This is a genomic window from Flavobacterium cupreum (assembly GCF_003996965.1).
GTDB classification, from domain to species: Bacteria; Bacteroidota; Bacteroidia; order Flavobacteriales; family Flavobacteriaceae; genus Flavobacterium; species Flavobacterium cupreum.
In genome coordinates this window covers 42,456-56,958 of sequence record NZ_QWDM01000021.1, presented here as the reverse complement: position 1 = coordinate 56,958, position 14,503 = coordinate 42,456, and the positions used below count along the sequence as shown (strand labels likewise).

The window sequence follows — 14,503 nt, the reverse complement described above, 5'->3', positions numbered from 1 at the left end:
TAAATGTATGAAGTTTTTATTTTTCCGAATCTTTGTACTCTTTCCATTGATTATACCGTTTATCTATCACCGGCTTAAATGAATTGTAATTCTCCCAGGTATTTTCTACCTCATAAATAGATTCATATTCAAAATCCTTCCTTTCTGCCATGTCATCAAAATGATTTGCATAATCATCATTGTAGCCCCCATAAGTTTTAGCGAAATCTGATTCTTCTTCGGCATAATAGACTTTGGCAAATTCATTTCCTAAATCATTAAGATCGTAATCGGTAAGTTTTTCGTCGCAATTGTTGATTAAAAATTCAGCTCCCGTAAGCTCTCTGTTTTTTACCGCACTAATATCCTCCTCGGAATCTTCCAATTGCTCCTCAGACAAAAGATTATTATCTATACACCAGGTTAAAAACATGCCTATATGAGTTGACGCATTTTCTTGAGGTAAATCATCTGGGTAATCTCCTCCGTAATGCCAGGAGGAATCATCGTACTTTGCCATGTTTTTAATCTATTATAATTTAATTCTTTTCAATCTTTCCAGTGCTATTTCCAAATTCTCATCATGATCTATGCAAAAAGAAATAAAGCCTTTACTTTTCGGAATATTTTCAAAAGTTTTTGTACTTCTAAACTCCAATAGACATTCACAAAACAATTCTCTTAAACTTTCTACAAATTCATTCCACGATTTGTAATCATCATCAGGAAAACCAGCAAATATATCATTCAGTTCTTCATCTGATAAAACATTCATGCTTTCAAAACATTGATACTCCCAATCTCCTGTATTATATTTCAAATCTCTTATTTCTTCATCAGATCTATAATTTTGACCAAACTTCCCATTTTGATAATACTCCAGAGTTTTATCGAAGTCTGATAATGTATTAAAACATAAATTCAGCTCTGCATATTCAGCATTGCAATCATAAGCAAAAGCATAAAACTCAAGTTCAGGATTATTCTTTAAAAATTTACTCACTGCTTTAATAGTAAAACTAATTACTTGCTCCTTTATTTTTAGTTTCTCCATGAGGCAAAACTAATTAAAAAACCGGTTTTAATTAACCTTATTCAGACATAAAACTAACAAAATAAGACACTGTATAAAAACAAAAAAACCGCAATCACATTCCTGCAATTACGGTTTTCTCTTTATAACAATTTTCTTTAATCTCCGGTTTTACACCAAACCTGCCTGAATTAAATATTCAGCGATTTGAATCGTGTTTGTCGCGGCACCTTTTCTAAGGTTATCGGCAACAATCCACATGTTTAAGGTGTTTTCCTGGCTTTCGTCACGACGGATTCTACCCACAAAAACATCATTTTTACCTTCAGCATACAAAGGCATTGGGTAGGTAAAGGTGTCTAAATTATCCTGAACGGTTACGCCATCGGTGTGGTGTAAAATTTCGCGCACTTCGTTTACATCAAAATCATTGGTGAACTCCACGTTTACAGCCTCACTGTGACCTCCCACAACCGGTACGCGTACCGCAGTGGCCGTAACTCTGATCGTATTATCGCCAAGGATTTTTTGAGTTTCACGAACTAATTTCATTTCTTCTTTCGTGTAGCCGTTGTCTTCAAAACTGTCGCAATGTGGAATCGCATTTCTGTGAATAGGATATTTATACGCCATTTCTCCCTGAATTCCTGCGTACTCATTTTCTAATTGTCTTACCGCTTTTACGCCTGTTCCGGTGATCGACTGGTACGTAGAAACAATAATTCTTCTGATGTTGTATTTTTTGTGCAAAGGCGCCAATGCCAGTACCATCTGAATCGTAGAACAGTTTGGATTGGCAATAATTTTATCTTCCTTTGTTAATATTGATGCATTGATTTCAGGAACAATCAGTTTTTTGGTCGGATCCATTCTCCACGCAGAAGAATTATCGATTACTGTAGTTCCCGCAGCTGCAAATTTTGGTGCCCACTCCAATGAAGTCTCTCCTCCTGCAGAAAAAACCGCAATATCGGCTTTCATATCTACAGCGGTTTGCAATCCTACAACTTTATATTTTTGACCTTTATATTCAATTTCTTTTCCAACTGACCTCTCAGAAGCAACGGGAATCAATTCTGTAACGGGAAAATTTCTTTCCGCTAAAACTTTCAGCATTACTTCGCCAACCATACCAGTGGCACCTACAACCGCTATTCTCATTTTTATATTTTTAGTATGAATTAATCTAAATTACAATGCAAAAGTATACATAATAAAAATCAAAACAAGGCGATTCACAAAAAATAACAAAATGTTACAAAACAAACAAAAGTAAAAAAACCGTCCCAATTAAGGAACGGTTAAATTAGACTTAGTGTAGCGGTATATTTTATTATTGTTTATTTTTCAAAAGATCTCTGATTTGGATCAATAACTCTTCCTGAGTCGGGCCAGCAGGTGGCGGTGGCGGAACGTCTTTCTTTTTAAGATTGTTTATTCCTTTAATAATTAAGAATAAAACAAAGGCAACAATGACAAAGTTAATGACTGCCGAAAGGAACAAACCGTACTTGACCCCTCCAAATGCCGTCAGCTCTTCTATAGTAGACAAATGGGCCGCATCTAATGCAGGTTTCAGTAACAATGGTGTAATAACATTCTCAATTAATGAGCTTACAATTTTCCCAAAAGCAGCTCCAATTATAACCCCGACAGCCAAATCGACTACGTTGCCTTTCATTGCAAATTCCTTAAATTCTGAAAATATTCCCATGATTCTCTCTTTAGTTTAATAATTAATTGATATCGAAAATACGTAATTTTCTCTAAAATATCTGAAATCTACCTGAAAAAAACGCGCTTCACCCGTTGCGAAATACTCGTGAGGATCTCGTACGGTATTGTCTGCAAAGCGTTTGCAATCTCCGTTACGGTCGGATTTTCTCCGAAAATAACAACGGAATCTCCTTCTTTGCACTCAATTTCAGTTACATCAACCATCAGCATATCCATACAGATACTGCCCACAATGGGTGCTTTTTGGTTTTTAATATTGATGTACCCCACCTGATTTCCCCACAATCTCGAAATGCCGTCGGCATAACCAATCGGGATGGTTGCAATTTTTGTTTCTTTCTCTGCCATAAAACGACGGCCATAACCCACGCTGTCTCCTGCCGGAATGGTACGAACCTGCGAAATAATCGATTTTAGGGTTCCTACATTTTCGAGATATTTCTGTTCCACTGGGTCGTTTGAAACGCCGTATAAACCAATTCCAAGACGTACCATATTATATTGGGCTTCCGGAAAATTGCTGATTCCGGATGTATTGAGGATATGACGGATCGGATTTATGCCTAATTCTGTTATCAACTCAGAAGATAATTTTTCAAATAAATGGATCTGGGAAATTACAAAATCATAATGATTCATATCATCACTTGTCGCAAGATGTGATAAAACACTCTGAACTTTGACGGTTGTATTTCCTTTTAAAGTGGCAATTAATTCCCCGATCGTATTTTCTTCAAAACCCAAACGGTGCATCCCTGTATCTAATTTGATATGGATTGGAAAATCTCTCAGGTTTTTTTCGCGGGCGATTTTCAAAAAGGCATTTAATCCTTTTATGCTATAAATTTCAGGTTCCAGCTGGTATTGAATAATGGACGGGAAGCTTGTCGATTCCGGGTTCAAAACCATAATCGGTAATTGGATGCCGCCACTTTTGAGCGAAATTCCTTCGTCGGCGAAAGCCACGCCCAAATAATCTACTTTGTGATATTCTAATAATTTTGCAATTTCCAAACCTCCGTTCCCGTAGCCAAAAGCTTTCACCATTACCATCATTTTCACCTTGGAGGCTAGCTTGGCTTTAAAGAAATTCAGGTTATGACTGATGGAATTGAGATTGATTTCGAGAATCGTTTCGTGCGTTTTCTCTTCGAGTAAAGTTACAATCTCTTCAAACTGAAAAGACCTTGCCCCTTTAATCAGAATAGTTTCATTGGCAAAATTCAGGCTTTCAAAACCGGAGATAAAATCGGCTGTGGTCTGAAACATGACAGCATTTGAAAATTTATCTGCGAAGGACGAAATCGTCTTTCCTATTCCTATGATACGGTTTACTTTATTGTCTGCGATTAGCTGTGCTACTTTGGAATATAATTCTTCATTTGAAAATCCGCTCTGGAAAATATCCGACAAGATAACCGTTTTAGAAGCGTTCTTTTTCTGGCTTTCCAAAAAGTCCAAAGCAATTTTGAGGGATTGAAAATCGGAACTGTAACTGTCGTCAATAATACTGCAATTATTAATTCCGTTTTTTACCTCAAGGCGCATTTCTACCGGATACAGCAGCTGCATTCGGTTTTGAATCGTTGGGGAGTCGTATTTGAAATACAGCAAAACCAACAAACAGGAAACGGCATTTTCTATAGAAGCAGAATCCTGAAAAGGAATTTCTAAATTAAAAATTTCATTTTGATATTGATACTGAATACGGGTGGTGTCGTTTTTACTTTCTTTTTTAAGAATAAAAACATCCGCAGTTTTATCGCTGAAACTCCACGAAAAAAGCACCCTGTCCTTTAATTGGTTTTCTTTCGAAAAAGAAGCCAGACAACTATCGACAAGTTCATTTTTCTGATAGATAATTACTGCTGCTCTTTTGAAAAGCTGGAGTTTTTCGTTTATTTTTTGTTCCAGATTGTGAAACCCTTCATCGTGGGCAGAGCCAATATTGGTTAAAACGCCAATATTCGGTTGGATGATCTGCTCCAGATTGGCCATTTCATTGACCATAGAAATTCCGGCTTCAAAGATACCCAGATTATGTTTTTCATTAATGGCAATTACCGATAAGGGAACTCCCACCTGAGAGTTGTAACTTTTAGGGCTTCGGATGATATTGTAATCGGGGCTCAACAGAAAATTAAGCCATTCCTTTACGATCGTTTTGCCGTTGCTTCCGGTTAGTCCGATAACAGGAAAATGAAATAAATCCCTGTAATACGCCGCAAATTGCTGTAGGGCACTCAGGCTATTTTCGACTAGCAGGAAATTGGCTTTTCCCTTTGCTTTTTCAGGAATATACTGCACCACGAAATTCTGAACGCCTTTTTCAATAAGTTCGGGAATATACAAATGAGCATCATTGTTTATGCCGGACAGGGCAATAAACAAAGTTTTTGATCCGTTTTGTAAAGAACGGCTGTCGATCGAAACGTGATCTACAAAAGTAGCTGTATTGAAACCAATCCATTCGGCCTGAAGAACAGGAATGAGGTTTTTTAGGTCTATGCTCATTTAAAAATCTTTTTGTCAAATTTAAAACATTAAAGACAGAAAAGAGTTGTGATTTTCTTAAAAATACAGGCAGTGATTATGGCGAAAAAAGTGCCCCTGGAATAATTTTATTTCTGAAAACGTATCAAATTAGCAGCAAAAAACTTTATTTTATTATATTTGTTTAACACCTCAAATTACCCGGTTTTGAAAAAAATACTGCCTCTCTTCTCTTATATCCTTCATCCGATTTTTATATCGGTGTATGCCACTTTGTTTTATCTGTACTGTAAAGAGGATATTTTTACGAACAGGGAAAAATATTATGTTCTGTTTCAAATCCTGATTATAACCGTTTTGGTTCCGATATTGTTTTTCCTGTTACTTCGCTCCACCGGACATATAAAATCGGTGATGGTTCCTGAAACTTCACAGCGCAGAATTCCGCTTATTTTACAATGTTTTTTATACATTTTATTAGTAAAAAGAAGTATCATTATTACACGTTATCCCGAGCTTCATTTCTTTTTCCTGGGCGCCTTATTCAGTACCATTGTAGCACTGGTACTTTCTCTTTTTAAAATAAAAGCAAGCCTTCACATGCTGGCGATCAGCGGACTTACCGTTTTTATTATCGGACTAAACATTCACCTGCAGATGCAAAATCCGTTTTGGACCGCTTTAGTGGTAGTCTTAACGGGTGTAGTAGCATCGTCACGGCTGGAAATGGGAGCCCATACCAGTACAGAATTGCTTATTGGTCTTTTGGCAGGAACCCTTCCCCAGATTTTATTCCTGTTTTTGTGGTTATAGGATATAGAAAATAAGACCCGCATTGATGGTCTGAATGTTTACATTTTGTCCGGAAATCGTTTTAACTGAGGATTTAAATAAAGGATTTAATCCGTAATAAATATAAACATTCCAGGTATTATAACCCGCTGCCAGGTAAGTACCGTACTGCAGTTTATTTATGTCGGGATTATTGTTGATTTTATAAGTCGTTTCCCCATCATCTACAGCAGATTTGGTAGAAAATGCATAACTAAATTTAAGTCCTCCGTAAATTCTCCAGAATTTATAACTTTCATAAGTGGAACTTCTCCAGCGAAATTCTACCGGAAGATCTACCAAATATTGCCGGTATCGGTTTGAGACAATCTCATTATAATCATTTACACCATAGACCCGATTTCCCTGACCGTCTTTGGAAATCGTAAAATTCTGAAAGAAGTTCTGATAACTCAAACCAAGACCTGTAGCAATGGCAAGGGTTCTTTTTTTGTTAATGGGCATATCGCGTAAAAAACCGGCCGAAAGCCCCACTGAGAATTTATCCTGTTTCAGTGCAGGAGGTATATTGACGAAAAGATTATAGGTAACGGAAAAGTAAAACTGATCTTCACGGTACAACGAATCGATTTTAACGATTGGCTCTATTTTAGGTTTTGTTTCTTCCTGGGAAAAAACAGTAAAAAACGACACTAAAAAGAAACAGCTAAAAAGTAATCTCATATCGTATTTTGATTTTAAAGAGTTTTTCAAGTAAACGTTTTTTGAGGATGATTTATTTCACTTACAAATATAATATAATGCCCGTTCAAGAAAGGATTAGAAAGCAATTATTCTCTTTTTCAGTAAAAATAAACCGATTTCCCCGGCAAGTTTTAATAAATCAGCAACAGAATTTAAAAAAAGCAATTCATTTTTGATTGGTCTTTTATACCTTTGCATAGCAATGAAGAAAAAGCAGCTCCTATTAAGTGTCTCTCTGGCTCTGACAGTATTGTTCTCAATATTGTTTCAGTCCATACACAGTTATGAGCATATTGTAAAGCAACTTTCCGAGAAACAATGCCATCACGACTATAGTGATCCAAGCGGAGAAATCACACATGAGCACCATAATTATGATCTTTGTTATGTATGCCATTTTTCTTTTGGAAGCTATATCGTTCCTGAAGAATTTTCATTTCAATTTCATACTTTCCATAAAGAAATACCTTATTTCTTTGCCCTTTCAGAAAAAATATTTCCATTTTCAGAAAGCGCTTACTTACTTCGTGGTCCCCCGAACGCTATAGTTGCTTAATTTCGAAACATCGAAATAAAATCAAAAATCTTTTAAGTTACATTTCAAAAAAGCATTGGGTTTCCCCATCCTGACCATATCAGGATCGGCAGACTTTAGTATTGTTTTGATGTTTTATTTTAAAAGAAAAATCCATTTAACTATAGCATCATTTTCAAATGAAAAAATTACTACTAGCCCTTATTTTAGGGTTTTCAGGGCTGCTTTCAGCTCAAAATTCCGTTTCAGGAACCGTATCCGATCTTCAAAATCAACCTATGCCGGGAGTTTCTGTGTATGCTCCGGAATTACATAAAGGCACCACAACTGACGCCAACGGAAAATATGAATTTACCAATCTTCCAAACGGAAATCTGCGCCTTTCTTTTACTTTTGTCGGTTACACCACGCAAAACAAAACAATTGCCAAACTGGTAAAAGAGAATACGCTCGACATTACATTGCTTGAATCTATTTTTGAAATGGATGAAGTAATTGTCTCTACGCCTTTCAATAAACTGCAATCGCAAAACGTGATGAAAGTAGAACATGAAAGTATCAAAACATTACAGCAAAAAGGAACCTCAACTTTAATAGAAGGTTTGGCAACCATTCCGGGGGTTTCTCAGATTTCCACGGGAACTTCTATCGGGAAGCCCGTAATCAGAGGTCTAAGCGGGAATCGTGTTTTGGTGTATTCGCAAGGTGTGCGGATCGAAAATCAACAGTTTGGAGACGAACACGGATTAGGATTAAATGATGCCGGAATCGAAAGCGTTGAAGTCATTAAAGGCCCTGCTTCCTTGTTGTACGGATCGGATGCTTTGGGTGGGGTTTTATACTTTAACCCTGAAAAATTTGCCGATGCGAATACTTTCAAAGCCAATTTCAGTCAAAAATACTTTACTAATACGCAAGGAAGCAATTCCTCGATTGGACTGAAAACGTCTACGGACAACTGGAAATTTTTAGCCCGCGGAAGTTTCAATACCCACTCCGATTATAAAATTGCCGATGGAGACCGCGTAACCAATTCGCGTTACAACGAAACGGATTTTAAAACCGGAATCGGCTACAGCAACTCCACTTTTTCAAGTGTATTACGATACAATTACAATAAATTAGACATCGGGATTCCCGAAGACGGGATTGCGGAACAGTCTTCCAGTAAAGACACACAGTTTCCAAGACAGGGAATTTTCAATCATTTATTGAGTTTAAACAACGTGATCTTTTTCGAAAATTCGAAATTAGATGTTGATTTAGGTTACATTTCTAATGACCGAAGTGAATTTGAAGACAGCAATACAGCGTCTTTGCACATGAAGCTGAACACTTTGAATTATAATGCAAAATACCATTTTCCGAAATTTGGTAAAATTGAAACTATTCTTGGCGTACAGGGAATGCATCAGACCAATACCAATTCGGGAGAAGAATATTTGATTCCGGATGCGACTACCAATGATTTTGGGGTTTTTGGAACTGCAAATTACGAATGGAACAGTAATGTTATTCAGGCCGGACTGCGTTTTGACAACCGAAACGTGAGCTCTGAGGCGCATGGCATTGTAGACGAAGAAGGTTATTTTCAGGCTTTAGACCGCTCTTTTGACAGTTTTAATGCTTCATTAGGCTACAAAACCAAACTGGCTGAACCTCTAACCCTTCGCCTGAATGTTGCTACGGGATTCCGGGCACCCAACTTAGCTGAATTAACGTCAAATGGTGTTCACGAAGGCACCAACCGATACGAAATTGGAAACGCTGCCTTAAAAACCGAGCAAAACGTTCAGACAGATTTGAACCTGGAATACAAAAATTCGCATTTTGAGTTTTTTATTAACGGATTTTACAATCACATCAACAATTACATCTACACTTCCCCAACAGGGCAAACCTTAGAGGACAATGATGTTTTTGCCTATATTCAGGATAATGCCAAACTATACGGTGGTGAAGTTGGTTTTCACTTTCACCCGCACCCGTTAGACTGGCTGCATTTTGAAACCAGCTTTGAAACCGTGACAGGTAAAAAAGACAATAACGATTATTTACCTTTAATTCCGGCTAATAACTGGAATAACACGCTTAGAACGGAATTCAAAATTAAAAACTGGTTAGAGGAAGGATTTGCATCCGTAAACGTTTCGTCTACTTTTGATCAGGATAACGTGAGTGGTTTCGAAACTGCCTCAAAAGGGTATATACTGGTCAATTTAGGTTTTGGAGGAACGGTTAAACTAGGTAAAACGGCCTTCGATATTAACCTGAATGGAAATAATTTATTCGATAAAAAATATATTGCACATCTCTCCAGATTAAAAACAGACGGTATTCCGAATATTGGAAGAAACATTGTGTTAGGAGTTAACTTCAACTTGTAATTTTTGTCTTAACCGCAAAGTGCGTCAAGGAATAGCGCAAGGTTCGCAAAAGCTTTATTTTAAACTTTGCGAACTTTGCGAAAAACACCTTGCGTACTTTGCGGTTAATTTTTTAATCATCCCACAAAAAACGCTATTTTTGTTACAACCATAAACTTTAACTATGAAAAAAACAATTCTTATAATGGCTATTACTACCGCAGGAATTTCATTTGGACAAAATAAAATTCAGTACCCCGAAACCAAAAAAGGAGAAACAATTGATACTTACTTTGATACGAAAGTAAATGATCCGTACCGCTGGCTTGAAGATGACAAATCAGCAGAAACCGGGGCCTGGGTAAAAGCTGAAAATGAAGTAACTTACGGTTATCTGGATAAAATTCCCTTTCGTGAAGAACTTAAAAAACGAATGGAAAAACTTTGGAATTACGAAAAAATAGGCGCCCCCTTTAAAGAAGGAAAGTTTACGTATTATTCTAAAAACAACGGACTTCAAAACCAATCTGTAATTTACAGAAAAGGTGAAAAGGGTAAAGATGAAATCTTTCTGGATCCCAATACTTTTTCGAAAGACGGAACGACTTCACTGGGTGGTTTAAATTTCTCTAAAGACGGATCGAAAGCAGCTTATTCCATTTCAGAAGGCGGAAGCGACTGGAGAAAAGTGATTATCATTGATGCTGTTTCGAAAAAAGTTTTAGAAGATACTATCGTTGATGTAAAATTCAGCGGTGTTTCCTGGTTAGGAAATGAAGGTTTTTATTACTCCAGCTATGATAAACCAAAAGGAAGCGAATTATCTGCCAAAACAGATCAGCATAAATTGTATTTCCACAAACTGGGAACTGCTCAAAAAGACGATAAAATAATTTTTGGAGCAGATCAAAAAAGAAGATATGTAGGTGGTTACGTGACGGAAGATGATCGCTATCTGGTGATCTCGGCAGCCAATTCTACATACGGAAATGAATTATACATTAAAGATTTATCCAAACCGGAAAGTCCGATTATTACGATTGTTGACAATTTTAACAGCGACAACCAGATTATCGAAAATGTAGGCAGTAAACTGTTTATTGATACTGATTTAGGCGCACCGAACAAGCGCATTGTTACCGTAGACGTAAGCAATCCAAAACCGGAAAACTGGAAAGATTTCATCAAAGAAACCGAGAATGTTTTGGCCCCTTCAACGGGATCCGGATATTTCTTTGCGAATTATACCAAAGATGCTGTTTCATTGGTTTTGCAATATGACTACGATGGAAAATTAGTTCGTGAAATCAAACTTCCGGCTGTTGGAACTGCAGGAGGATTTGGAGGAAAAAAAGAAGAGAAGGTGCTGTACTACAGCTTTACAAACTACACGACTCCGGGAACTATCTTTTCTTTCGATCCTAAATCAGGGAAATCAGAAATTTATCAAAAGCCAGTAGTGGATTTCAAAAGTGAGGATTACGAATCAAAACAGGTTTTTTACACTTCTAAAGACGGAACAAAAATCCCGATGATTATTACCTATAAAAAAGGACTGAAATTAAACGGTAAAAACCCAACGATTCTTTATGGGTACGGCGGATTCAATATCAGCCTGACGCCGGGTTTCAGTATTGCCAATGCAGTCTGGATGGAAAACGGCGGTGTATATGCTGTTGCCAATTTAAGAGGCGGGGGCGAATACGGGAAAAAATGGCATGATGCGGGAACCAAGCTGAAAAAACAAAATGTATTTGATGATTTCATTGCTGCTGCAGAATATCTGATTGCCCAAAAATATACTTCATCTGATTTCTTAGCCATTCGCGGAGGTTCTAACGGAGGTTTATTAGTAGGTGCCACGATGACGCAGCGTCCTGATTTGATGAAAGTAGCTTTACCGGCTGTTGGAGTTATGGACATGTTGCGTTACAATGCTTTTACTGCCGGAGCGGGTTGGGCTTTTGATTACGGAACTGCACAGGACAGCAAAGAAATGTTCGAATACCTAAAAGGATACTCGCCAGTTCAGAACGTTAAAAAAGGCGTACAGTATCCGGCAACTATGGTAACGACAGGAGATCATGATGATCGCGTTGTTCCGGCGCACAGTTTTAAATTTGCTGCCGAATTACAGGAAAAACAAACCGGAGACAATCCTGTTTTAATCCGTATTGATGTGAAAGCCGGACACGGTGCAGGAAAATCTGTTGCTGCCACCATTCAGGAAAATGTAGATATTCAGGCGTTCACGCTTTACAATATGGGGTTTACGGCTTTACCTAAAAAGTAAAACTAAATCTGTTTTTTTTAGCCACAGATTTAAGGACTAAAATGATTTTTTTGCCACGAATTCACGAATTATTTTTGTGAGTTCGTGGCTATTTTTTGCATTATTTTTTTGCGATGGACTACTTTGATTTTACCGCAAAGCACGCAAAGTTTTACCTATAAAAGTATCTTCAGAAAATGCAAAGTTCGCAAAGCTTTGTATTGAACCAGCTTTGCGAACTTGTGTTTTTACCAAACCAAGCTGCTACAAAAACTTTGCGTGCTTTGCGGTAAAATAAATCTGTGTACATCTGCTTAAATCTGCGTGAAAATAATTCGTGCAAATTCGTGGCAAACCTTTTCAAACAATTTTTAAATTTGAAATCTGTTACTGCCACCATTCAGGAAAATGTAGACATTCAGGCGTTCACGCTTTACAATATGGGGTTTACGGCTTTACCTAAAAAGTAAAACTAAGTCTGTTTTTTTTAGCCACAGATTTAAGGATTAAAATGATTTTTTTTGCCACGAATTCACGAATTATTTTTGTGAGTTCGTGGCTATTTTTTGCATTATTTTTTTGCGATGGACTATTTTGATATTACCGCAAAGCACGCAAAGTTTTACCTATAAAAGTATCTTCAGAAAATGCAAAGTTCGCAAAGCTTTGTATTGAACCAGCTTTGCGAACTTTTGTTTTTACCAAACCAAGCTGATGCATAAACTTTGCGTGCTTTGCGGTAAAATCTTTGTACATCTGCTTAAATCTGCGTGAAAATAATTCGTGCACTTCGTGGCAAACCTTTTTCAAACGATACTTAAATTTGAAATCTGTTGCTGCCACCATTCAGGAAAATGTAGACATTCAGACGTTCACGCTTTACAATAAGGGATTCACTACTTTACCTAAAAAGTAAAACTAAGTCTGTTTTTTTTAGCCACAGATTTAAGGATTAAAATGATTTTTTTTTGCCACGAATTGCACGAATTATCGCGAATCTAATTCTTGGATATTAGCGTAATTCGTGGCTATTCTTTTTGAATTTTTATTATAATTTACTCTCGCAGATTTTGCAGATTTAGCGGATTTTTTTCCAACAGAATCTGCAAGATCTGCGGAAAAAAATAGTTCATGCATTAGCAACTGATTTTTTTACTCCTATACAAATTAAATAATTCGCGAAAATTCGTGCCATTAGTGGCAAACCTTTTTTAAATTTGAAATAACTAAAAAACCAGAAAAATGAAAATTGTAAAATGGGGAATCATAGGTTGTGGGAATGTAACCGAAGTTAAAAGCGGGCCTGCTTTCCAGAAAACCCCAAATTCAGCTTTAGTAGCTGTAATGCGCCGGGATGCTGCCCTTGCCGAAGATTACGCCAAACGCCATAATGTGGCAAAATGGTACTCGAATGCAACAGATTTAATTAACGACCCGGAAGTTGATGCTGTTTATATTGCTACTCCGCCATCCTCCCATAAAGAATATACAATTTTGTGCGCCAAAGCCGGAAAACCGGTGTATGTGGAAAAACCAATGGCATTGAACTTTGAAGAGTGCAACGAAATGATCAGCGCCTGCAAAGAACATAATGTTCCGCTATTTGTGGCTTATTACAGAAGAAGTTTACCGAGATTTTTAAAAATAAAGGAACTCATAGATCAAAATAAATTAGGCAAGATCAGACATGTAAATTGTGTTTTATATCATCCGTTTGAAAAAAGATACGACGATGATATTAATTTGCCCTGGACGGTTTTGCCCCATATCTCCGGAGGTGGTATTTTTGTTGATCTGGCTTGTCATACTTTAGATTTTCTGGACTTTGTCTTTGGCCCTATTAAATCGGTTCTCGGACATGCAACTTCACAACTTCTTGCTTATCCTGCCGAAGATTCGGTTTCGATGTCGTTTTTATTTGAAAACGGAATTCATGGAACCGGTCTATGGAATTTTGCCAGTTTTGAGCGTTATGACAATACTGAAATTGTAGGTGATAAAGGAAAAATCTCTTTCTCTACTTTCGGAAATGACCCGATTCATATTCAATATGCAAACGGGGAAAAAGAAACTATTACAATCGAAAACCCGCTTCATATTCAGCAGCCTTTTATCGAAACCGTCGTTGCCGAACTTTTGGGTAACGAAGGGGTTTCTCCGTCAAAAGGAACCTCAGCAGCGAGAACAACCTGGGTTATTGATGAAGTGCTGAAAGAATTTAGAAATTCGAAATAATCATTACGATTTTAAATTGCCTCCGGCTTTAGCCGAAAGCTGAAGAATCAAATATAAAAAGGCTTTAGCCAAAAGACGTGAGCTTTTGGCTAAAGCCTTTTTTATCCTTCAAAATTTAATATCACACAATTTCGGAACCCGACAGGTTTTAAAACCTGTCGGGTTGGCGTAAACTAAAAGCTTTTATGAAAATGATTGCCATAGCCCCGATAGCAGTGCAAATCCTTTTGTGGCGGGGTTCGCCGCAAAAGATTGAAACGAATAGCGGGATTAGCTCCTAAAAAGATTTAGTTTTATTAGAGAAATGAAATGACACA

12 protein-coding genes are annotated in these 14,503 nt (G+C 37.2%); 5 read left to right on the top strand and 7 right to left on the bottom strand.

Annotated features, from left to right (window positions below; translation table 11 throughout):
• Positions 1 to 16: 16 nt before the first annotated feature.
• The 5 genes from D0817_RS22855 to D0817_RS22835 all read right to left on the bottom strand — a co-directional run bounded on the left by D0817_RS22855 (position 17) and on the right by D0817_RS22835 (position 5,263).
• Positions 17 to 499 carry a DUF7832 domain-containing protein gene (locus D0817_RS22855; RefSeq protein ID WP_127340664.1) on the bottom strand — a complete coding sequence of 161 codons (483 nt, stop codon included), beginning with the start codon at positions 497 to 499 and terminating at the stop codon, positions 17 to 19.
• Between the two features lie 12 nt (positions 500 to 511).
• The gene (locus tag D0817_RS22850) at positions 512 to 1,033 is read right to left on the bottom strand and encodes a DUF4303 domain-containing protein (RefSeq protein ID WP_127340663.1); all 522 of its coding nucleotides are present in this window, start codon (positions 1,031 to 1,033) and stop codon (positions 512 to 514) included.
• A gap of 150 nt (positions 1,034 to 1,183) precedes the next feature.
• Entirely contained in the window at positions 1,184 to 2,173 is a 990-nt protein-coding gene (locus tag D0817_RS22845; RefSeq protein ID WP_127340662.1) for an aspartate-semialdehyde dehydrogenase, read from the bottom strand.
• 172 nt (positions 2,174 to 2,345) lie between these two features.
• A complete protein-coding gene (gene mscL, locus D0817_RS22840) occupies positions 2,346 to 2,726 on the bottom strand; it encodes a large conductance mechanosensitive channel protein MscL (protein WP_127340661.1) in 381 nt (126 codons plus the stop codon).
• 68 nt (positions 2,727 to 2,794) lie between these two features.
• Positions 2,795 to 5,263 carry a bifunctional UDP-N-acetylmuramoyl-tripeptide:D-alanyl-D-alanine ligase/alanine racemase gene (locus D0817_RS22835; RefSeq protein WP_127340660.1) on the bottom strand — a complete coding sequence of 823 codons (2,469 nt, stop codon included), beginning with the start codon at positions 5,261 to 5,263 and terminating at the stop codon, positions 2,795 to 2,797.
• Between the two features lie 186 nt (positions 5,264 to 5,449).
• Between D0817_RS22835 and D0817_RS22830 the strand changes: the two genes are divergently transcribed.
• Positions 5,450 to 6,055, top strand: coding sequence for a hypothetical protein (locus D0817_RS22830; RefSeq protein ID WP_167470968.1), 606 nt, complete (start codon positions 5,450 to 5,452; stop codon positions 6,053 to 6,055).
• On the opposite strand, the gene D0817_RS22825 is transcribed toward D0817_RS22830, so the two are convergent.
• Positions 6,050 to 6,787 carry a porin family protein gene (locus D0817_RS22825; RefSeq protein ID WP_306462226.1) on the bottom strand — a complete coding sequence of 246 codons (738 nt, stop codon included), beginning with the start codon at positions 6,785 to 6,787 and terminating at the stop codon, positions 6,050 to 6,052. The genes D0817_RS22830 and D0817_RS22825 overlap by 6 nt on opposite strands.
• A 253-nt stretch (positions 6,788 to 7,040) precedes the next feature.
• Here D0817_RS22825 and D0817_RS22820 point away from each other — a divergent pair, with 253 nt between their 5' ends.
• The 3 genes from D0817_RS22820 to D0817_RS22810 all read left to right on the top strand — a co-directional run bounded on the left by D0817_RS22820 (position 7,041) and on the right by D0817_RS22810 (position 11,972).
• Positions 7,041 to 7,334 carry a hypothetical protein gene (locus tag D0817_RS22820; protein ID WP_238160932.1) on the top strand — a complete coding sequence of 98 codons (294 nt, stop codon included), beginning with the start codon at positions 7,041 to 7,043 and terminating at the stop codon, positions 7,332 to 7,334.
• 158 nt (positions 7,335 to 7,492) lie between these two features.
• Positions 7,493 to 9,700 (top strand): TonB-dependent receptor, encoded by a 2,208-nt coding sequence (locus D0817_RS22815; RefSeq protein ID WP_127340658.1) that lies wholly within the window; start codon positions 7,493 to 7,495, stop codon positions 9,698 to 9,700.
• 163 nt (positions 9,701 to 9,863) lie between these two features.
• The gene (locus D0817_RS22810; protein WP_127340657.1) at positions 9,864 to 11,972 is read left to right on the top strand and encodes a prolyl oligopeptidase family serine peptidase; all 2,109 of its coding nucleotides are present in this window, start codon (positions 9,864 to 9,866) and stop codon (positions 11,970 to 11,972) included.
• Positions 11,973 to 12,551: 579 nt separating this feature from the next.
• Here the strand turns inward: D0817_RS22810 and D0817_RS22805 are convergent.
• A complete protein-coding gene (locus tag D0817_RS22805) occupies positions 12,552 to 12,797 on the bottom strand; it encodes a hypothetical protein (protein ID WP_127340656.1) in 246 nt (81 codons plus the stop codon).
• Positions 12,798 to 13,193: 396 nt separating this feature from the next.
• Here D0817_RS22805 and D0817_RS22800 point away from each other — a divergent pair, with 396 nt between their 5' ends.
• Positions 13,194 to 14,186 carry a Gfo/Idh/MocA family protein gene (locus D0817_RS22800; RefSeq protein WP_127340655.1) on the top strand — a complete coding sequence of 331 codons (993 nt, stop codon included), beginning with the start codon at positions 13,194 to 13,196 and terminating at the stop codon, positions 14,184 to 14,186.
• The last annotated feature ends 317 nt before the right edge of the window (positions 14,187 to 14,503 follow it).

What these genes read in the sequence shown, in the direction of transcription:
- D0817_RS22835 (WP_127340660.1), bottom strand. Translation starts at nt 5,263, where the DNA reads ATGAGCATAGACCTAAAAAACCTCATTCCTGTTCTTCAGGCCGAATGG.
- D0817_RS22805 (WP_127340656.1), bottom strand. Translation starts at nt 12,797, where the DNA reads ATGGTGGCAGCAACAGATTTCAAATTTAAGTATCGTTTGAAAAAGGTT.
- D0817_RS22810 (WP_127340657.1), top strand. Translation starts at nt 9,864, where the DNA reads ATGAAAAAAACAATTCTTATAATGGCTATTACTACCGCAGGAATTTCA.
- D0817_RS22815 (WP_127340658.1), top strand. Translation starts at nt 7,493, where the DNA reads ATGAAAAAATTACTACTAGCCCTTATTTTAGGGTTTTCAGGGCTGCTT.
- D0817_RS22800 (WP_127340655.1), top strand. Translation starts at nt 13,194, where the DNA reads ATGAAAATTGTAAAATGGGGAATCATAGGTTGTGGGAATGTAACCGAA.
- D0817_RS22845 (WP_127340662.1), bottom strand. Translation starts at nt 2,173, where the DNA reads ATGAGAATAGCGGTTGTAGGTGCCACTGGTATGGTTGGCGAAGTAATG.
- D0817_RS22855 (WP_127340664.1), bottom strand. Translation starts at nt 499, where the DNA reads ATGGCAAAGTACGATGATTCCTCCTGGCATTACGGAGGAGATTACCCA.
- mscL (WP_127340661.1), bottom strand. Translation starts at nt 2,726, where the DNA reads ATGGGAATATTTTCAGAATTTAAGGAATTTGCAATGAAAGGCAACGTA.
- D0817_RS22850 (WP_127340663.1), bottom strand. Translation starts at nt 1,033, where the DNA reads ATGGAGAAACTAAAAATAAAGGAGCAAGTAATTAGTTTTACTATTAAA.